Here is a 20,197-nt window from a genome sequence, read left to right on the forward strand (position 1 = left end):
CGCGTGCTTGAAGCGTCAGCGCGTGCTTGAAGTGCGTGCATGAAAGGCGGGCGTGAAGCCCCGGCGTTGGACGCCTATTGCGTGTCCAACGCCAGGTAACGCTGGGTCTGCACGATGGCTTCGCGTTCCTTGAAGCTGGTGAGTTGGTCGGCCACCGCGCTGCTGTCGCCGGTCTGCTTGATGGCGGCCAGCGTGGCCTGCATGGCGTGGATGGCGGCGCGCTGCAAGTCCGACGGAATGATGGCCAGGCGATAACCCATGGCCGCCAGATCGGGCAGCGGCACCAGCGGCGTCTTGCCGCCATAAAACATGTTGATGAGCTTCAGGCCCGGCAGGCGGTCGGCAATGGCGCGGATCTGCGCCAGCGTTTCGGGCGCTTCCACGAAGATCATGTCGGCGCCCGCCTTCAGGTAGCGCTCGGCGCGCGTGATGGCGGCGTCAAACCCTTCGACCGCGATGGCGTCCGTGCGCGCGATGACCAGCGTGTCGGGGTCGCCCAATGTTTGCCGCGCAATGTGGACCTTGCGGCACATTTCCTCGACGTCGACCAGGCTCTTGTCGTCCAGGTGGCCGCAGCGCTTGGGAAACGATTGGTCTTCGATATGAAAGGCCGCCACGCCGGCGCGCTCCATGATGCGTACCGTGCGTTCAACATTGGCGGACCCGCCGAAGCCCGTGTCCGCATCCGCGACCACCGGCAGCCCGCTGGCATCCACTATCTTTTCCACGCGGTCCATCACTTCGGTAAAGCTGAGCAGGCCGATATCCGGATAGCCCGCCGCGCGCGCAATGGCGCCGCCGCTGGCGTAAACGGCGTTGAACCCGGCCAGGGCCACCAGCCGCGCGGACATGCCGTCATAGGCGCCGGGCGCCACCACAATGCCATCGGCCAAATGCTGGCGCAGCAAGGCGCCGGGTTTCAAAGGGGAGTTCATGCGGGTTCCTGAAAGGGGGATCGATGCCTGCATGATCGGCTTGCAGGAATAGAATGTCCAATATATGGAATGTTGATAATCAGTATGCAAAAGGTATCGATATGGAACTGCGCCATCTGCGGTATTTCGTGGTGACGGCCGAGGCCCAGCACTTCACGCGCGCGGCGGAAATCCTGGGCATGGCGCAGCCGCCGCTGAGCCAGCAGATTCGTCAGTTGGAACAGGAAGTGGGCACGCCGCTGTTCGACCGAGCGGGGCGCGGCGTGGTGCTGAACGACGCGGGCCGGGCGTTTTTGTCCTGCGCGCAGGATATTCTGCGTCGCGCGGAAGCTGCGGTGCAGACGGCCCAACGCGCTGCGCGGGGGGAAGTGGGGGAACTGGCGCTGGGGTTCACGGAGTCGGCTTCGTTCAATGGCGTGGTGACGGAAGTGATCCGACGCTATCGCCAGCAGTATCCCGACGTTGAGATGACGCTGTCGCAAGGCGATAGCGAGACGCTGGTGGCGCAACTGCGCGATGGCGCGATAGACGCCGCCTTCGTGCGGCCGCCGTTCGCGCTGGACGGCGGGCTGACGTTCACACAGTTGACCGAAGAGCCGTTGGTAGTGGCATTGCCGCTGGGCCACGCGCTGGCGCGCCGCAAGCGCTTGGCGCCGAAGGATCTGACGCAGGAACGCTTCATCCTGTATTCGCGCAAATCCGGCTACGGGCTTAGCGCGGACATCATGGCGGCGTGCCGCCAGCATGGCTTGAACCCGTTGATCGGTCAGCGCGCGCCGCAGTTATCGTCGGCGGTGAACCTGGTGGCGGCAGGCATGGGCGTGGCCGTGGTGCCGGCGTCATTACGCCCCCTGCGCCCCGACGGCGTGGTCTACCGCCCATTCAGCCTCGATTGGCCCCGCGCGGTGCTAGGCCTGGCCGTCCGCACAGACAAACCCGGCGGCCGCATAGACAACCTGCTGCGCCTGGCCCGCGAAAAACCAACGCCAACCCCGTAGGATGGGTGCAGCGCGAGAGAGCCGAAAAAAGAACGCAGACGCCGTTCGCGCGAAACCCATCAAACAACGCCCCAATTCTTAACAAGCCCAACGCAAGAACCACCACCGCAAGATGGGTTCCGCGCGCTAAGCGTTTGGGTTCTTATCACGCCCCTGCCGCGCTACACCCATCCTACGATGGCACGGCCGTAGGATGGCACGGACGTAGGATGGGACGGAGGTAGGATGGGTGCAGCGCGAGAGAGCCGAAAAAAGAACGCAGACGCCGTTCGCGCGAAACCCATCAAACAACGCCCCAATTCTTATCAAGCCCAACGCAAGAACCACCACCGCAAGATGGGTTCCGCGCGCTAAGCGTTTGAGTTCTTATCACGCCCCTGCCGCGCTGCACCCATCCTACGATGGCACGGCCGTAGGATGGGACGGACGTAGGATGGGTGCAGCGCGGCAAGGCAACAAAAAGAACCCCAACGCATATCGCGCGAAACCCATCATCCCCCCGCCCCAACACCCCCCCTCACCCCTCATGCGACTCATGTACCGCCACCGCCCCGCGCTTCCAATAGCTCGCGGCGCGAATACGGGATTTATCGATGGCATGCCGTGACACCATGATTTCCCGCACGGCCTTGGCCACGGCGGATTCGGCGGCGACCCAGACATAGCCTTCGCCTTCAGGCAGCACCAATTCCCGCGCCGCATCCAGCAGCAGCGTGCTATATCCCGGCGCGGTCCCATTACGCGGCAACCAACGCACCACAACGTTCGCCGCCGACGCCAGCGGCATCTCATTCTCCGCAGACGGCACTTCAATCAACACCAGCGCCTGCGCCTGCGCCGGCAATTCCTCCAGCCGGCGGGCAATCGCGGGCAGCGCGGTTTCATCGCCGATCAGCACATGCCAGTCAAACGCCTTTGGCACCACGAACGAACCACGCGGGCCGCCAATACCCAACTGCTGACCCGGCTGGGCTTGTTCCGCCCACATGCAAGCCGGACCGTCGCCATGCAGCACGAATTCAATCTCCAGCTCACAACGCTCCGCATCAAAACGGCGCGGCGTGTAATCACGCGCAGCGGGCTTGGGCACACCTTCAGGAAACTTCACGCCGTCCGGGCCGACGCTGGGCAACGCCGGCGGCAGCAGAGGATCGGCGGGGAAGAACAGCTTCACGTGGTCGTCGAACGAGGCGGACACGAAGTCCTGCAGGTCGTCGCCAGTGAAGGTAACGCGCGCCAACAGGCCCGCGACGCGCTCAACGCGCTGAACAGTCAGTACGCGCATCTTCAAGTTGTGGCGCACGCGCTCCACGGTCAGGTCACTACGATTCATCAAAACTCCAGATTCTGGGAAAGTGCGGGATCAAGCACAGGGCGTGCTGTTGATCTCATCGGTGGCACGCGCCAGGATGGCGGCGATGCGGCGTTGTTCAGCGGGCGAGGCATCGGTGCGTTCCATCAGCGCGCGGCGGATCGCATGGCGGGCTTCAACAAACTCGGGCACCCATCCCGTGCGCGCGTCCTCGCCTTCCGGCCCCAGGCTGCGCGGCTCGCCGCTCCATGCCTGCCGCATCCAATCCATCTTGCGGGCGATGTGCTTGAAGCGGTTGAACATCATCGACACGCGATCACGATTCGCGTCCAGATGGACCCGGCCGGGTTCCGCCAGGTGGTAGCGCTTCTTCGCGCCATCCTGCTCGACGGTCGCGTAGCCCAGCTCTTCCAGATAGGTCAGCGCGGGGTACACCATGCCGGGGCTGGGCGTGTAGAAGCCGTTGCTAAGCGTGCCGAATGCCTTGATGAGCTCATAGCCGTGACTGGGGTTTTGTTCCAACAAGCCCAGCAGCATCAACTGCAAGTCATCGGCCGACACGCGACGGCCGCGTGTAAAGCCACGTCCGTCGCCGCCAAAGCCGCCGGCATCGCCGCCGCGCCCCCCGTCAGGCGGTCCGGAAAACCAATCACCCCCGGCACTGGCGTGGTGGGGGTGATGATGGCGATGGGGATGATGATGGCCACGATGTCCGTGGGCATGGGTGTGATCGACGTCGTGCTGGCGCATGGAATGCCTCTTACGATGTATCTAAAGATATAGATCTTACGATACACCCGCGAAATTCCGGCCGTCAACCGCCGGTTTGTATCGCTAGAAGACGGCGGCCGGGTCGGCATGCGCCGCCAGCCAGTGCGCAAACTCCGCCGCCCGGGGTTCGTCGGGCGCCGCCGCGTAGACGACCAGACGCAAATGGCGGCTTTCGTCGACGGTCAGCGTGGCGTGTTCGAACGCGATGTCGCCCAGCGTCTCCACGCGCAGCTTGCGCTGTCCCATGCACGCACCGTGCACGTCGTGTTCGCGCCACCAGGTCTTGAAATCCGGCGATACGGCTTCCAGCTCATCCACCAGCTCGGCAATGTCCGGCACCCCGCTTGCGCTGGCGAAGTCGCGGCGGAAGGTGGACAGCATGGCGGGCGCCTGCGCGGACCAGTCCACGAAAAGCTGCCGCATGCGGGGCTCCACAAACAGCATCCACAGCAGGTTGCGCCGGCCCGACGCCTGCGCCGAAAAATCGAACACCCGATCCGCCGCGGCGTTCCACATCACCACGTCCCAACGCAAATTCAGGATGTAGGCGGGCCGCGTGGGCAGGTCGTCCATCAGGCGGCGCACTTGCGGCGGCACCGTGCACCAGGTGCGGCCGGGTTCAGCGGGCGGGCGCTGATGCGCAAGCAGATAAAGATGGCGGCGTTCGGCGGCGTCCAGCTTCAAAACGCGCGCCAGGTTTTCCAGAAAGGTGGCCGACACGCTGATGTTGCGGCCTTGCTCAAACCACGTGTACCAGGCCAGGCCCACGCCGGCCAACGCGGCGACCTCCTCGCGGCGCAGCCCAGGCGTGCGGCGACGGCTGCCGGCGGGCAGGCCCAGGTCCGACGGGTTGAGGCGTGCACGCCGCAGGCGCAGGAATTCAGCCAGGTCGGGGCGCGTGCGGTCCAGGCGTTCGGGGGTGGGCGTTGGGGTCATGAAGGGGTGCGAATCGGGTTTGGTGGACGGGGCTACTGTGGGCTGATTACTGCTGAAGTGTTACTGCTGACGGGTTGCTGCTAGAAGGCCACTGCTGCCAGCCTATTGCCCGTAGTAACAGCATAAACAGCTAAATTGTATAAGGCTGCGCGCCCGCCCAGAATAGCGCCGATCCCAATCCGATAGCGCTGACATGACCTCGAACGCCCTGCCTTCTTCCCACGCCCGCGCCACCCCCGACACCCCCACCCTGGGCCCGCTGGGCCTGGCGGTGCTGTTGTCGGGCGGCTTCATCACCATCTTCGATTTGTTCGTGGTGAACGTCGCCATCCCCAGCATGCAAAGCACGCTGGCGGCGAGCTTTTCACAAATCAACTTCATCATTGCCGCCTACGAAATGGCGTATGGCGTGTTGTTGATCGCGGGTAGCCGCCTGGGCGACCGCCACGGCCGGCGCCGTTTGTTCATGCTGGGCATGGCCGGTTTCGCGTTGGCCTCGGCGCTGTGCGGACTGGCACCCGACGCCAACGCGCTGATCGGCGCGCGGGTGCTGCAAGGCGTGGCGGCGGCCATGCTGTTTCCGCAGATTTATGCGTTGATCCGTGTCAGCTTCGACGGCCAGGCGCGGCGGCGGGCGTTCGGCCTGATGGGCATGACGTTGGGCTTGGCCGCCATTGCCGGCCAGGTCCTGGGCGGCTGGATCGTGCATGCCGACCTGTTCGGCTTGGCCTGGCGCACCATCTTTCTGATCAACGTGCCGCTGGGCTTGCTGGCGTGGCGTCTGGCGCGCCATATCCCCGAATCCCGCGAGCCTTCCAGTGCGGCCATGGATTGGCCCGGCGCGGCGTGCGTGGCGGCGGGCCTGGCCCTGCTGCTGCTGGCGCTGATCGAGGGGCCGGCGCGACACTGGCCAGTGTGGGCGATAGCGTGCGCCGCAGTGGCCGTGCTGCTGTTGCTGTGGTTCGTGCGCATGCAACGTGGCATCAAGGCGCGCGGCGGCGCGCCGCTGCTCGACATGGGCTTGATGACGCAGCCGCGCTTTGCCGTGGGGTGCCTCTTGGTGATGCTGGTGTTTTCAACCGCCAGCGCCATGTTTCTTTGCTACGCAATGCTGGTGCAAACCGGCTTTGGGCTGGACGCGTTCACGGCGGGGTTGATATTCGCGCCGGCAAGCGTCGGTTTTGTGGCCGGGTCCATGGCCGCGCCGCGCCTGGTGGCCCGCTTCGGCACGCCCGCCATTACGCTGGCCGCCCTGCTTTACGGCGGCGCCACCGTGGCATTGATGGTTCACGTGGGCATGGCCGGCGCGGACTTGTCGCCGTGGTCGCTGGTGCCCGCGCTGGTATGGCTGGGCGCGGCGCAGGGCGCGGTCAATACGCCGCTGGTCAACGTGGCGCTGGGCTTGGTCGAAGACCGCCATGCCGGCATGGCAGCGGGCGTGGTGTCGACCCTGCAACAGGTGGGCGCCGCGCTAGGCGTCGCGGCGGCGGGCATGCTGTTTGGCGGTGCCTTGCATGCCCATGCCGACGCCAGCGCGCCCGAACGCTACGCGCATGCTTTCAGCGCGGCCATGCAGTTCAACGTCGCGGCGATCGCGGCGTCGGTACTGCTGTTGTGGTGGTTGGGCCGACGTTTTAGCCCACCGACTTAGCCCGCCGCCAACTCTCTCGCCCGCGCTTCGGCCTTGCGCACCGCTTGCGTGATGGCATCCGCCACGCCGGCTTCGCGCATATGCGACAACGCCGCATACGTGGTGCCGCCCTTGGACGTGACGCGCTCTTGCAGTTCCGTCAGCGGCACCGCTTCGCTAGCCGCCAAGCCCGCCGCCCCTCGGAACGTGGACACGGCCAGACGGCGCGCGTCGTCGGCCGAAAAGCCCAGTTCCAACGCACCCTTTTCCAGGGCCGCCATGAAATGGAACACGTAGCCGGGGCCGCTGCCCGTCACGGCGGTGACGGCGTCGATCATGGCTTCGGTATCGGTCCAGATGCGCTCGCCCACGGCGGCGAACAAGGCGTCCACTCGGTTGCGGTCGGCTTCCGCGCAGGCCGACGTGGCGTACAGGCCGGTCATGCCCAGGCCCACCTTGGCGGGCGTGTTGGGCATGGCGCGTACGATGCGCGCGTGCCCGCCCAGCCATTGCGACAGCGACGCCAGGTCCACCCCGGCCGCGATGCTGATCACGGTGGCGTCAGCCGGCAGGAATTCACGCACCTGCCCGCAGGCTTCTTGCAGCCCTTGCGGCTTGGTGGCCAGCACGCACAGTGCGGCGTCGCCAATATCTGCCCCCACGCTTTCCCGGCAGGCCAAACCGCGCGCGATGAGCGCGTCGCGCGTGGGCGCGTAAGGCTCGACCACCAGGAAATCGGCCAGCTCGCGGCCCTGTCCGAGCAAGCCGTCAATGATGGCGGAGGCCATGTTGCCGCCGCCGATGAAAACGATTTTTTCGCGCATAGGGATAGGGTCCAGGAAAGATTGCGAGCCAGCGTGCAAACGAGCTCACAGTAGATTGCATATCGCACGATACGATTGTATTTCGATCGTTTCAGCAACTGCAATCCAGGCGTGCCATTAGACGACGAGGCGGGCTGTGCTGCACGCGCGGCCTGAGTTCTGTCGCCCGCTTCCCGCCTAGGACATACCCTAAAATCAATTGATATACGATTAATCAAATCGAAAAGCGATTTAATCGATCGTATGCTGTGCCTCAATGCACTCGGGTTCCCTTGAACCCCGAGCTTCATTCGGGACCACAGACATGACCAACGGCATCACCCTGCTAGACGCGTTGACCCAGGCCCTGGGCGCCGACGCCATCCTTCACACCGAGGCCGACACCGCGGGCTACACCGAAGACTGGCGCGGCCGGTACAAGGGTCCGGCGTTGTGCGTCGCCCTGCCGGGCAACACGCAGCAGGTGGCTGACATCGTCCGGCTCTGCAACGCCCACGCCACGCCGGTACTGCCCCAAGGCGGCAACACCAGCCTGTGCGGCGGCGCGGTGCCAAACGCGACCGGCACGCCGCCCGTCATTGTGAACCTGGCCCGCATGCGCCGCGTGCGCCGGGTCGACGCGGCGAACAATTCCATGGAAGTCGAAGCGGGCTGCGTGCTGGCCACGGTGCAGGACGCAGCCGCCGCCGAAGGCCGGCTCTACCCGATCAGCCTGGGCGCCGAAGGCTCCTGCCAGATTGGCGGCACCATCGCCACCAACGCGGGCGGCACCGGCGTGCTGCGCTACGGCAATACCCGCGACAACATCCTGGGCCTGGAAGTGGTGCTGCCCGACGGCGCCATCTGGAACGGCCTGACAGCGCTGCGCAAGAACAATACGGGCTTCGACCTTAAACACCTGTTCATCGGGGCCGAGGGCACGATGGGCATCGTCACCGCCGCCGTGCTCAAGCTGCATCCCCTGCCCACGCGCCACGCCGTGGCCTGGGTGGCGCCGGACAGCCCGCAAGCGGCGCTGGACATACTGGGCATGTTCCAACGCAGCTGCGGTTCGCGCCTGTCGGCCTTTGAAATGATCGACAGCAACCAACTGGACATCGTGATGGCGCACGTGCCGGGGCGCAAGAATCCGTTGGACGGCACGCACCCATGGCATGTGCTGATTGAACTGTCCGACACCGGCAGCGGCGAAGAACTGCAAGACCTGTTGCAGCAGACACTTGAGCAAGCCGCTGAACGTGGCCTGCTGCACGACGCCGTGCTGGCCAGCAACGACGCGCAGCGCGCCGCGCTGTGGGAAGTGCGCCACAGCGTGTCCGAAGGCAATAAGAAAGCGGGCGTGGGCCTGACCACCGACAGCGCCGTACCGGTCTCCAGCGTGCCGCGCTTTATCGACGAAGCCACCGCCGCCGTGCGCCGGCTGGTACCGGACTTGCCCGTGCTGATCGTGGCGCACCTGGGCGACGGCAACGTGCACTTCATTCCCTTCTTCACGTTCGACGCCTGGAACGCCCTGCCCGACCGCGACGCGATGGCCGCCGATATCCGCCGCGCCGTCAATGACGTGGCCGATGCGCTGGGCGGCACCTTCAGTGCCGAGCACGGCGTGGGCCGCACGTCGCTGGCCGAGATGGCGCACTACAAATCGCCGGTTGAACTGGCGATGATGCGCGCGCTGAAGTCCACCTTTGATCCCGCCAATTTGTTCAACCCCGGCCGCTTGCTGCCATGAGCGGCTGTCTTTGACTCACAGCATTTGATCCGCCTTCCTTGATCCGTAGTCCCTGACCCGACCCGCAGGAGTCTTCCATGAAATCCATCCCCCACAACGCTTCGCGCCGCAACGCGCTGAAATCCGTCGCCGCCGGCGCCGCCGCCCTGGCCATGCCCATGATCTGGACGCCGTCGCGCGCGGCCTCCAAGCGCATCGTGGTGCGCGATGACGGCGGCATTTACAGCAAGGCGTATGGCGCCGTGTTCTACAAGCCGTTCACGGAAGCGACCGGCATCCAGGTGGTGGGCGTGCAGGCCAATGCCGAGCCCACCGCGCAGATCCGCAGCATGGTCGACACCGGCAACTACACCTGGGACATGGCCAAGATCAGCCAGCCGGCCATCCTGATGCTGACCGAAGGCGGCAAGGTCTATCTGGAAAAGCACGGCCTGGAATCCGACCCGGTCGTGGCCACCATTCCGAAGCAATACATGTCGCCGTACGGCGTGGGCAACAACGTTTACACCACCGTGCTGGCCTACCGCACTGACGCGTTCAAGGGCCGCCGCGCGCCCGAGTCGTGGGCCGATTTCTGGAACGTGAAAGACATCCCCGGCCGCCGTGGCCTGCGCAAGCATCCGTTCGACACCATCGAAGAAGCCCTGATGGCCGACGGCGTGCCCACCGACAAGGTCTACCCCTGCGACATCGACCGCGCCTTGGCCAGCCTGGACAAGATCAAGCCATCGGTGGACGTGTGGTGGAACACGGGCGCGCAGGTTGAACAGATGCTGGGATCGGGCGAGGTCGACATGATCGCCACCTGGGTGTCGCGCGCGCAATCGGCCATTGCCAACGGCGCGCCGGTGCAGATCGTGTGGGACCAGAACATCTGGGGCTGCGACAACTGGGCCATTCTGAAAGGCTCGCCCAACGCCGACGCGTGCCGCGAGTTCATCAAGTTTGCCTCCGACCCCAAGCGCCAGGCGTCGCTGGTGGAGTACTTTGCCGCCGGCGTCACGCAACCCGCCGCCTTCGACTACATCAAGGCCGATGTGGCGCGCAATTGCCCCACCCACCCCGACAACATCAAGACCGGCTTGCACATCAACGCGGCGTACTGGCTGGACAAGCAGCGCGACGTGCTTGAGCGCTTCAACGGCTGGGTCCTGAAGTAAGTCGTCAATCGCGCGCCACGCCCGTGGCGCGCACCGGGCATCTTTAACGTGTTGAACACCATGTCTTCTTCCAATCTGCAAATCTCGGGCCTGGGCAAACGCTATGGCGATTTCGTTGCGCTGGCGCCCACGCACCTGGACGTCGCCCGCGGCGAATTCCTGACGCTGCTGGGCCCGTCCGGCTCCGGCAAGACCACCCTGTTGAGCCTGATCGCCGGCCTTGCGCAGCCTGACGAGGGCCGCGTGCTGATCGACGGCGCCGACGTCACCTATGGCGCGCCGTATGAGCGGGATATCGGCATGGTGTTCCAGAACTACGCGCTGTTTCCGCACATGAGCATCGAGGAGAACATCGCGTTCCCCTTGAAGATGCGCAAGGTGCCGGCGGCCGAAGCGCGCCGCCGCGCGCACGAGGCGCTGGAAATGGTGCGCCTGCCGCACGTGGCCACGCGCCTGCCGCGCGAACTGTCGGGCGGCCAGCAGCAGCGCATTGCGCTGGCGCGCTGCATGGTCTACCGCCCCGCCATCATCCTGATGGACGAGCCGCTGGGCGCGCTGGACAAGAAGCTGCGCGACCAAATGCAGTTGGAGATCAAGCGCATCCACCGCGAGCTGGGCACCACCATCGTGTACGTGACGCATGACCAGGAAGAGGCCATGACGATGTCCGACCGCATCTGCCTGATGAACGGCGGCGCGATCGAACAACTGGGCACGCCGGCCGACCTGTACTTCCGCCCGCGCACCTTGTTCGTGGCCGATTTCCTGGGCGAATCGAACCTGCTGCAAGGCGAGGTTGCCTCGGTAGACGGTGACACGCTGACCGTGAAGCTGGCGCATCAGGGCGTGAACGGGCAGGCGCTGTCCAACGGCGCCCCCATCAAGGCCGGCCAGAAGGTCACGGTGATGCTGCGTCCGCAGAACCTGCGCGTGGGCACGGCTGGGCCGGGCCTGACCCGGCCGGGGCTGACCGGAAAGCTGCTGGACGTGATGGTGACCGGCAGCCTGACCAAGCTGTACCTGGACTCGGGCGTGCCCGACGCCGCGCCTATCGTCGTGGCGTATCCGACGCAGCGGCAGGCCGAGCAATACGCCATCGGCCAGCCTTTGACCGTTAGCTGGCAAGCCGCCGACGCGGTGGCGATTGCGGAGTGAACGCATGACTACCCTTGCCACCCCTCGCAAGCGCATGAGCCCCGGCCGCCGCCATTTCCTGATGGCGGCGCCGCTGGTCGTGCTGCTGCTGGTGCTGCTGATCTATCCGGTCGGCCAGTTGCTGTTGCTGAGTTTCGTCGGCGACCAGGGCTTTACGCTGACGCAGTATCACCGGCTGTTTGAATCGTCGGTGTATATCAACGTGCTGCTGATCACGTTGAAGATCTCGTTATGGACCACCTTCTTCTCGGTGGTTGCGGGCTACCCGGTGGCCTATCTGATTTCCAGCCTGACGGCCAAGCGCAAGACCTCGCTGCTGTTCTGGGTACTGCTTTCGTTCTGGACCAGCTTCCTGGTGCGCACCTTTGCGTGGGTGGTGCTGTTGGGCCGCAATGGCGTGGTGAACCAGTTGCTGCAAGCGCTGGGCATCCTGGATGCGCCCGCCAACCTGCTCTACAACTTCGGCAGCGTGCTGGTGGGCATGGTGCATGCGCTGATGCCGCTTGCGGTGCTGACGATGCTGTCCGTCATGGAGAACATCGACCGCAACCTGCCGCGCGCCGCGTCCACGCTGGGCGCGCGCCCTGGCACCGCGTTCTGGAAGATCTATTTCCCGCTGTCGATGCCGGGTGTTGCGGCGGCGGCCATCATGGTGTTCGTTACCGCCATCGGCTTCTTCATCACGCCCGCGCTGCTGGGCGGGCGCAAGGAAACGATGATCACGCAGATCATCATCGACCAGGTGCAGCAGACCATGAACTGGGAGTTCGCCGGCGCGGTGTCGGTGCTGTTGCTGGTGGTGGTGCTGGTGGTGTTCGCCATCTATGACAAGGTGCTGGGCCTGTCCACCATGACGGGCGGCGCATCCACCCGCGTGCGCGCGTCAGGCAAGGAAAGCGTGTCGCGCCGCGCGGGTGATGCGGTGCTGACGGTGCTGGCCAACGTGTCCGATGCGCTGTTCGCGCTGCTGCCCAAGCGCATGCGGCGGTCGGTGTCGGGCACCGGGCAGTCACGCACGCTGTGGTGGATGGTGCTGATTGTGCTGGCGTTTCTTAGCGCGCCGGCCTTCCTGATGATCCCGCTGTCGTTTGATTCGGGGTCCGGGCTGACGTGGCCGCCCAAGGGCTTTTCGCTGCAATGGTACGAGCAGATGTTCACGTCGCCCGTATGGATGCAGGCCATTACGCGGTCGCTGATCGTGGGGGTAGGCACGGGCTTGCTGGCGATGCTGATCGGCACGCCCGCCGCCTTCCTGCTGGTGCGCGCCAACATGCGCGGCAAGTCGGCAATGCTGGCCTTCGTGCTGTCGCCCATCGTGGTGCCGCGCATGATCATCGCTGTGGGCATGTTCTATTTCTTCGCCCGCGTGGGCCTGGTGGGCTCGATGATCGGGCTGATCCTGGCGCATACGGTGGTGGCGGTGCCATACGTGGTGATCACGATGATGGCGGTGCTGCGCAACTACGACACGCGGCTGGATCTGGCGGCGCAAAGCCTGGGCGCGGGCCCCTGGTCCACGCTGCGCTTCGTGACGTTTCCGATTCTAGGCGCGGGGCTGATGTCGTCGTTCCTGTTCGCATTCGCCACGTCGTTCGATGAATTGACGATTGCGCTGTTCGCCTCGGGCGGTCTGAACGCCACGTTGCCCAAGCAGTTCTGGGACGAGGTGACGTTGCAGATTTCACCCGTGATTGCGGCGGTATCCACCTGCTTGTTCATTTTCATTGCCGCGCTGATCTGGCTGGCCGACAGGCTGCGTCGCCGCAGCCTGGCCAACTGAGTCCGGCGCGTTTGATTTATCTTTAGGAACCCCAACATGCTGAACGCAACCCATCTGCGCGGAGTTTTTCCCGCGATCCCGACGCCGGTCAACGCCGACGACACCATCAACGTTAAGGCGGCCCAGGCGCTGATCGCCTACCTGCTCAAGCAGGGCATCGACGGCATCGTGCCCTTGGGCGGTACGGGCGAGTACGGCGCGCTGGCCCGCGCCGAGCGCATCCGCATGTGCAAGCTGACGGTGGACGCCGTGGCCGGCCGCGTGCCGGTGATTCCCGGCGTGCTGGACCCCGGCTTTCATGATGCGCTGCAAGCGGGCCAGGAGTTCGCGGATGCCGGCGCGGATGCCTTGATGGTGCTGACGCCGTACTACACGACGCCGACGCAAGCGGGGATACGCGATTACTTTTTGCGCTACGCGGATGCGTCGCCGCTGCCCGTGATGATCTACGAAATTCCGTACCGCACGCGGATTGCGATTGCGCCGGAGGTGCTGCATGAGCTGTCGCGCCATGAAAATATTATTGGCATGAAGGCCTGCAATACGGACATGTATCACTTCCTGCGCACGGTGGCGGGGGTGGATGAGTCGTTCGCGGTGTTCAGTGGGGAAGATACCTTGCTGCCGGTGCATTTGGCCGCCGGCGCGAAGGGTGGGATCGTGGTGACGGCCAGCCTGCTGCCGTCGGCGTGGAAGCAGGTGGTTTCGTTGGCGTTGGAAGGACGCACGAGTGAATCGATGGCGCTGCATCGCCGTTTGATTCCGTTGATGAATCTGGCGTTTGCGGAAACGAATCCCGGGCCGATGAAGTCGGTGATGGATTTGATCGGAGTGAATGCGCCCGAGGTGCTGGACCCGTTGGTGGCCCCGGCGGAGGGGTTGCAAGCGGCGTTGCGTAAGGAGTTGGTGCCGCTGCTGGAGGAGTTTGAGGGGGTGAAGTAGGCGGGGGGGTGTCGGCGTGGGTGGGATTTCGGCTTGCGCTGTGTGATGGGTTACGCGCGATGGGCGTTGTCGTTCTTGCGTTGACCTTGCCGCGCTTCACCCATCCTACGGTGGGATGCTTGCACGTCACATCGTAGGATGGGTGAAGTGCGTGTGGGCGTGCAGTAGAACGCTGGCGGCTAGCGCACGGAACCCATCACAGCCACCTCCACCTACCTCGAATACCCCGCGAACTTCGACTTCGAAATCGACGTGGCCGCCACTTGCACGTGGGGGGCCAATTCGGCTTCGACGCGGGCCACCGTCCAACGTGTCGTCGGCACCGAAATATTGATGGCGGCCACCGCGAACCCGCGATGGTCCGTCACGGGCGCGGCCACTGAAATATCACCCAACACCGTCTCGTTCACGATGATCGCGTAGCCCTTCTCGGCCACGCGCTGCACGCGGTCCAGCAATTTCTCGGGGTTCACTTCGGTGTACGGCGTAATCGCGTCCAGCCTTGTCTGCGCCAGAATCTCGCGGCGATGTTCATCCGACAGGCGTGACAAAATCGCCGTGCCCGACGCCGTGAAAAAGGCCGGCAGGCGGCTGCCGACGGCGATGTCCACGTTCACCAGATGATGGCCGGGAAACCGCGCGACGAAGACGATCTCGTGGCCGTCCAGCTCTTGCAGGTTCGTCGTTTCACCCAAGGTGCGACTGATGTCCAGCAGATACGGCGATGCCTTGTCGATCAGCTCGTTCGCACGCACATAGTTGTACGAAAACTGCAGCACCTTCGGCGTCAGCCCATAGTTGCGCGTATCGGGAATGCGGCGCAGGTAGCCCAGCGTTTCCAGCGTGTAGACCAGGCGCTGCGTGGCGCTGCGGTCCAGGCCCGACTCACGCGCGATGTCGGCCAGGGTCATGTGCCGTTTGGAACCGTCGAAGGCGTGCAGCACCTGAAATGCTTTTTCAGTGGAGCCGACAAACAGCGACGACCGGGTTGCGGTGGGCGCCTGCGGTTCTTGCGTGTCGTCGATGTTTTTTTTGCGCACGGGGAACAGCCTATTGAGTTCTAGGGAGGCCACGCAAACATCAACGCGATGCGGGATTTGCCGGCCCGGCATCGCGTATTGCGCTTGATTTAATTGTAGTTCAATTACTAATAGCAGATATCAATCACTTTCGACGGGCGCCACCAGCCGCACCCCGGGCTGCGATGCCGAACGGGTGCCCGCCACGGGGTGGCATGACGCGGGGTGATACGTATGCACCACCGACAACTTCACCTGATCGCTACGGTTACCCTGCGCCGCGTGCAAGGTGCGGCAGTGGAAGAACACCACGTCGCCGGCCTGAAGCTCGGGGCACACCGCGCGCGCAATCCAATCGGCGTTTTGCGGCGCGTCTTCGCGAAAGAATTTCTTCTCGTCGAACTGTTCGGGCGCAAAGGCCGCCGCGTGCGAACCCGGGATGAAAGACAAACCGCCGTTGTTGCGCGTTTCAGGCCCCAGGGCCAGCCAACAGGAAACCAGGTCGGTATCCGTAAAAGACCAGTATCGAATGTCTTGATGCCACCCCGTCAGGCTGCCGTAGGCGGGGTGCTTGGTCATCACGCAGTTGTGGTGGACCGTGGACAGCACGGGCGGTTCGTCAAAGTAACGCGCCAGCCACTGTCCAATGCGCGGGTCCGTTGCCCATTGCGCGAACAAGGGGTCGCGGGCGTAGGCGTTCAATAGGCGCCGCACCGTCAAACCGCCTTCGGCCCCGCGTGATGGCGGCGCGCCGGGGTATTGCAGATCGGCTTCGTATTCGATGGGCGCTACATGCTCCGCCAAGTGGCGCTGGGCCAAGGCGCGCAGCGCGGCCACCTGGCTGAGGTCCGCGAACTGACGGGCCACCACAAAGCCCTGCTTGCGCAGGACGGCTATCTGATCATCATGCAGAAACCCGGACATCTCGATCCTCACACCCCGCGGCGGTTGCGAAGCGTCTGCGTGCGGGGCAGGCGCGTACCGGTCAGGCGCCGGTATACGCGGGGATGGCTAGATTACCAAAGCGTCCGCGGCCGCGCGTCAGGTGGACGGGGTTTTTTCAACCTGGGGCGGCAAAGGCCGTTGGGATCGCCCGGCGTCCAGTTCCTGGACCTCGTGGTGGACCCATTCACGCCAGACGGCCACCAGCAGCGCCATCAGCACCGGGCCCACGAACAAGCCCACGATACCCATCGTCTTCACGCCGCCCACCAGCCCGAAGAAGGTCGGCAGGAACGGCAGTTTGACCGGGCCGCCCACCAGGCGCGGGCGCAGCGTTTTGTCGACGATGAACAGTTCAACGCTGCCCCACACCATCAGCGCGATGCCCGCAACCAGGTGGCCAGAGCCCACCAGATACAGCGACACCAGCGTGAACGACAGCGGTGCGCCGCCCGGTATCAAAGCCATGAAGCCGGTGACCACGCCCAGCAGCACCGGCGACGGCACGCCCGCCACCCAGTACGCAATGCCCAGCACCAGGCCTTCGCCCAAGGCGATCAGGCCCATTCCGGTGACGGTGGAATTGATGGTGGCCGGCACCACGCGCGAAAAACGCTGCCAGCGGGCCGGCAGGATGCGTTCGCCCAGCACGTCCAATTGCGCCACCATGCGCACGCCGTCCTTGTAGACGAAGAACAGCGTGATCAGCATGAACAATACGGTCAGCAGAAGCTGGAACACGTTGCCCGTGGCCGCCAGCACCATGCGGTAGATGTTGCCCAGATGCTCGCCGCTGACCGCCTCGACCAGTTCGCCCAGCGCATGCGGCTGGCCGATATACGATTCCCAATATTGGCCCAGGCGTTCGCCAAAGACCGGCAAGGACGAGATCCAGTTGGGCACCGCCACCCCGTGGCGGTTGGCCGCGATGGCCCAGGCAAAGAAGGTGCTGGCTTCCTTGATGGCGTAGGACAGCGCGAATGACATCGGCACGATCAGCACCACGATGACCATCAGCAACGCCAAGGTAGCCGCTATCGCCGTGCGGCCGCCACAGCGCACGACCAGGCGCCGGTACAAAGGCCAACTGGCCAGGCCGATAATCATTGCCGCCAGGGCGGGGACGAGGAAGCCGCTAAGGAAGTACACCCCAGCCAACAGCACAAGCAGCAGCAGCCAACGGGCGATCAGGTAAGCGGGAAGTACAGGCTGCATAGAGCGGATCGACAGTAAGGGCGTTGTAGGCTTTGACTGTCGGACTATACAGACGTTTCAAAAAATACGAGGGACACGATCCCTGTATTTACTACGGGGTTTCCCGTGGTCTGGCTGCGTGGCGCGCCATCGGACGCACCACGCCAGGGAGCTTACAGCGCGTACTCGGCTGCCTCTTCACGCGGGCTGCGACGGCGCGGCGGGGTTTGGGCCAATATGGGTTCGGCCTGGGGCTGGACTGGGGGCTGAGCCGCCGGCGCGCCCATCGTCATGGCGCTGGGCATGCCCAGTTGACGCTGGTAAACGCCGCAACTGGCTGCCGCCGGGTCGGTTTCATCCCGGCCGCTAAGCAGCGGGCATCCGGCGAACAATTCCGCCACCCAGTCCGTAAAGGCCCGCACCTTGGGCGACAACTGCCGGCTTTGCGGATACAGCACCGAAATGGGGGTGGAGCTGGGCTTCCACTGCGGCAGGATCTCGATCAGTTCGCCCGATTGCAAGTGAGGCAAGGCCATATAGCGGGCCACCTGAATCAGGCCAAATCCCTTCAAGCCGCAATCCAGATAGGCGCCGGCTTCATTCACCGCCACCGTGCCCTTCATGTCCACTTCCTGGTGCTTGCCGTCCACCTTGAAATCCCAGGCGCAGTTGCGACCCGTGCGGCTCATGAAGTAGTGCACGGCGTGGTGGTCGCGCAGCGATTCGATGGTTTGCGGCATGCCATGGCGCGCCACATAGGTGGGCGACGCGCAGGTAACCGTCTGCAGGGTGCCGATACGGCGCGCCACCAGGCTGGAATCTTCGAGGTCGCCCGCGCGGATCACGCAGTCCACGGCCTCTTGCACCATATCCACGGGGCGGTCGCCCAGGCCTAGCACCAGCTCGACGTCGGGGTATTTGTCGTGGAAATCACACAATGAGGGAATCAGGATCAGCCGCCCGATGCAGGTCGGCACATCGATGCGCAACCGCCCTTTCAGGCGCAGCGCCGCTTCCTGGAAGCAGGCCTCGGTTTCTTCGACGTCTGCCAGGATGCGCACGCAGTGCTGGTAATAACCCGCGCCGTCCGGCGTCAGGCCGATACGGCGCGTGGTGCGGTTGAGCAGGCGCACGCCCAGCAGGCGTTCGAGGTTCTGGATGATGGTGGTGACGGTGGTGCGCGGTAGCGAGAGGCTGTCGGCCGCCCGCGTGAAGCTATTGGCGTCCACGACGCGCACAAACACCTGCATAGCCTGAAAACGGTCCATGGCAACGGTGTCCTTTTGGGCAAATAAGTCGGGGTGAACGGAGCATAACCCGATTTCGGCGCTGATTAGTCATCCTTGTCGAACAGTGTTGCCGAAATAACTGAGTTTATCCGGCCCCACAAAACACTCAGAATGCAAACCATCTTGAAGTGCCCTTGCCTCCCGGCGACCCCACAGGGCATGTCAATCCTCAGCTTTCCGCCCCTGTAGAAACCAGCCGCCAACTGGGTTTTCTGCCTAGGGACCCCGACCTTGTTGAATGCTGCGCTGCAGCATAAGCAAATTCCCCGGGGATGCTCAGGACTGCCATGCCCGACCGCCGCGGCCGCCTCCGCCCCAGGCCCAAACAAGCGCGCTTTCGCACCTATACCACTCAAGGAAACATCATGGTTTCGCGTAATCGTATTGCTTTGCTCGTTGTTTTTGCTGCCGTGCTGGCGGCCGGAGGCGGCTACGCCCTGACCCGTGGCCCCGCCGGCGGCAATGTCGCCATGGCCCAGGGTGCCCCGGCCGCCCCGCCCGTGGAAGTGGCTGAAGTGATCAACAAGACCATCGTGGACTGGCAGCGCTATTCCGGCCGCCTGGAAGCCATCGACCGCGTCGACATCCGCCCGCTGGTGTCGGGCACCCTGACCAAAGTGCATTTCCAGGACGGCAGCATCGTCAAGAAGGGCGACGTGCTCTTCACCATCGACCCGCGCCCCTACAAGGCCGAGGTGGACCGCGCCGCCGCCGCCCTGACCGCCGCCCGCGCCCGCGCCTCCTACACCGCCGCCGATCTTGCGCGCGGTCAGCGCCTGCTGAAGGACAACGCCATCGCTCGCCGCGATTTCGAGGAAAAGCAGAACGCCTCGCGCGAAGCCGCCGCCAACCTGCAAGGTGCGCAGGCCGCGCTGGACTACGCCAAGCTGAACCTGGGCTACACCAGCATCGAAGCGCCGGTTGACGGCCGCGTGTCGCGCGCCGAAGTCACCGAGGGCAACGTGGTGGCCGCCGGCGCCGGTTCGGTGCCGCTGACCACCCTGGTGTCGGTGTCGAAGATGTACGCATCGTTCGACGTGGACGAACAAACCTTCCTGAAGTACGTCAACCCCGCCCGCAATGGCAAGGCCGGCTCGGTGCCGGTTGAGCTGGGCCTGGCGAACGAAGAAGGCTATTCGCGCACGGGCGTCGTGCAGTCGGTGGACAACCGCCTGGATGCCACCTCGGGCACGATCCGCGTGCGCGCCGAGTTCGACAACGCCGACGGCTCGCTCTTGCCTGGTTTGTATGCCCGCGTGCGCCTGGGCGGCAGCGAGCCCCGTTCCGCCGTGCTGATCGATGAAAAAGCCATCGGCACCGACCAGGACAAGCGCTACGTGCTGGTGCTGGACGACAAGAACCGCGCCGTCTACCGCCAGGTGAAGCTGGGCGCCAACCAGGAAGGCCTGCGCGTGGTGGATTCCGGCCTTGCCGTCGGTGACCGCATTGTCGTCAACGGCCTGCAACGCATCCGCCCCGGCGACGCCGTGACCCCCACCGTCGTGCCCATGGTCGCCGCCAAGCGCGCCCCGGTGCAGACCGCCGCGGCCCAAGCCCAGTAAGGCCCGCGCGTCTTCA

At 64.7% G+C, this 20,197-nt stretch carries 17 protein-coding genes; 8 read left to right on the forward strand and 9 right to left on the reverse strand.

What is annotated here, in order from left to right:
• Window positions 1-74 precede the first annotated feature (74 nt).
• A complete protein-coding gene (locus tag M2361_RS16610; protein WP_259250693.1) occupies window positions 75-935 on the reverse strand; it encodes an oxaloacetate decarboxylase in 861 nt (286 codons plus the stop codon).
• 101 nt (window positions 936-1,036) lie between these two features.
• Between M2361_RS16610 and M2361_RS16615 the strand changes: the two genes are divergently transcribed.
• Entirely contained in the window at window positions 1,037-1,933 is an 897-nt protein-coding gene (locus M2361_RS16615; protein ID WP_259250694.1) for a LysR family transcriptional regulator, read from the forward strand.
• A 517-nt stretch (window positions 1,934-2,450) separates the two neighbouring features.
• Here M2361_RS16615 and M2361_RS16620 read toward each other — a convergent pair.
• The 3 genes from M2361_RS16620 to M2361_RS16630 form a co-directional block, all read right to left on the reverse strand.
• The gene (locus tag M2361_RS16620; protein WP_259250695.1) at window positions 2,451-3,266 is read right to left on the reverse strand and encodes a siderophore-interacting protein; all 816 of its coding nucleotides are present in this window, start codon (window positions 3,264-3,266) and stop codon (window positions 2,451-2,453) included.
• A gap of 30 nt (window positions 3,267-3,296) precedes the next feature.
• Window positions 3,297-3,995, reverse strand: coding sequence for a PadR family transcriptional regulator (locus M2361_RS16625; RefSeq protein WP_259250697.1), 699 nt, complete (start codon window positions 3,993-3,995; stop codon window positions 3,297-3,299).
• A gap of 84 nt (window positions 3,996-4,079) precedes the next feature.
• Window positions 4,080-4,952, reverse strand: coding sequence for a helix-turn-helix transcriptional regulator (locus tag M2361_RS16630; protein ID WP_259250699.1), 873 nt, complete (start codon window positions 4,950-4,952; stop codon window positions 4,080-4,082).
• Window positions 4,953-5,145: 193 nt separating this feature from the next.
• Between M2361_RS16630 and M2361_RS16635 the strand changes: the two genes are divergently transcribed.
• On the forward strand, window positions 5,146-6,603 hold the full coding sequence (locus M2361_RS16635; protein ID WP_259250700.1) for an MFS transporter: 1,458 nt from the start codon (window positions 5,146-5,148) through the stop codon (window positions 6,601-6,603).
• On the opposite strand, the gene proC is transcribed toward M2361_RS16635, so the two are convergent.
• Complete coding sequence (gene proC / locus M2361_RS16640) at window positions 6,600-7,406, reverse strand: pyrroline-5-carboxylate reductase (protein WP_259250701.1); 807 nt, start codon at window positions 7,404-7,406, stop codon at window positions 6,600-6,602. The genes M2361_RS16635 and proC overlap by 4 nt on opposite strands.
• Before the next feature lie 304 nt (window positions 7,407-7,710).
• On the opposite strand from proC, the gene M2361_RS16645 reads away from it, so the two are divergent.
• From M2361_RS16645 to dapA, 5 genes are all read left to right on the forward strand, one after another.
• Window positions 7,711-9,138 carry an FAD-binding oxidoreductase gene (locus M2361_RS16645; protein ID WP_259250702.1) on the forward strand — a complete coding sequence of 476 codons (1,428 nt, stop codon included), beginning with the start codon at window positions 7,711-7,713 and terminating at the stop codon, window positions 9,136-9,138.
• A gap of 77 nt (window positions 9,139-9,215) precedes the next feature.
• A complete protein-coding gene (locus M2361_RS16650) occupies window positions 9,216-10,298 on the forward strand; it encodes an ABC transporter substrate-binding protein (protein ID WP_259250704.1) in 1,083 nt (360 codons plus the stop codon).
• Window positions 10,299-10,358: 60 nt separating this feature from the next.
• Window positions 10,359-11,453, forward strand: a complete 1,095-nt coding sequence (locus tag M2361_RS16655; protein ID WP_259250706.1) for an ABC transporter ATP-binding protein — start codon at window positions 10,359-10,361, stop codon at window positions 11,451-11,453.
• A 4-nt stretch (window positions 11,454-11,457) separates the two neighbouring features.
• The gene (locus M2361_RS16660) at window positions 11,458-13,233 is read left to right on the forward strand and encodes an ABC transporter permease subunit (protein WP_259250707.1); all 1,776 of its coding nucleotides are present in this window, start codon (window positions 11,458-11,460) and stop codon (window positions 13,231-13,233) included.
• A gap of 36 nt (window positions 13,234-13,269) precedes the next feature.
• Window positions 13,270-14,175, forward strand: coding sequence for a 4-hydroxy-tetrahydrodipicolinate synthase (gene dapA, locus M2361_RS16665; RefSeq protein ID WP_259250709.1), 906 nt, complete (start codon window positions 13,270-13,272; stop codon window positions 14,173-14,175).
• A 212-nt stretch (window positions 14,176-14,387) separates the two neighbouring features.
• On the opposite strand, the gene M2361_RS16670 is transcribed toward dapA, so the two are convergent.
• The 4 genes from M2361_RS16670 to M2361_RS16685 all read right to left on the reverse strand — a co-directional run bounded on the left by M2361_RS16670 (window position 14,388) and on the right by M2361_RS16685 (window position 18,598).
• Entirely contained in the window at window positions 14,388-15,215 is an 828-nt protein-coding gene (locus M2361_RS16670; protein WP_259250710.1) for an IclR family transcriptional regulator, read from the reverse strand.
• A 120-nt stretch (window positions 15,216-15,335) separates the two neighbouring features.
• Window positions 15,336-16,118, reverse strand: a complete 783-nt coding sequence (locus M2361_RS16675; protein ID WP_259250712.1) for a phytanoyl-CoA dioxygenase family protein — start codon at window positions 16,116-16,118, stop codon at window positions 15,336-15,338.
• A gap of 117 nt (window positions 16,119-16,235) precedes the next feature.
• Entirely contained in the window at window positions 16,236-17,351 is a 1,116-nt protein-coding gene (locus M2361_RS16680) for an AI-2E family transporter (protein ID WP_259250713.1), read from the reverse strand.
• Window positions 17,352-17,503: 152 nt separating this feature from the next.
• Window positions 17,504-18,598 (reverse strand): LysR family transcriptional regulator, encoded by a 1,095-nt coding sequence (locus tag M2361_RS16685; protein WP_259250715.1) that lies wholly within the window; start codon window positions 18,596-18,598, stop codon window positions 17,504-17,506.
• A gap of 386 nt (window positions 18,599-18,984) precedes the next feature.
• Here M2361_RS16685 and M2361_RS16690 point away from each other — a divergent pair, with 386 nt between their 5' ends.
• Window positions 18,985-20,181, forward strand: a complete 1,197-nt coding sequence (locus tag M2361_RS16690; protein ID WP_310508918.1) for an efflux RND transporter periplasmic adaptor subunit — start codon at window positions 18,985-18,987, stop codon at window positions 20,179-20,181.
• Window positions 20,182-20,197 lie beyond the last annotated feature (16 nt).

Origin of the sequence: Achromobacter sp. JUb104 (assembly GCF_024806975.1) — a bacterium.
Taxonomy (GTDB): domain Bacteria; phylum Pseudomonadota; class Gammaproteobacteria; order Burkholderiales; family Burkholderiaceae_B; genus Achromobacter; species Achromobacter spanius.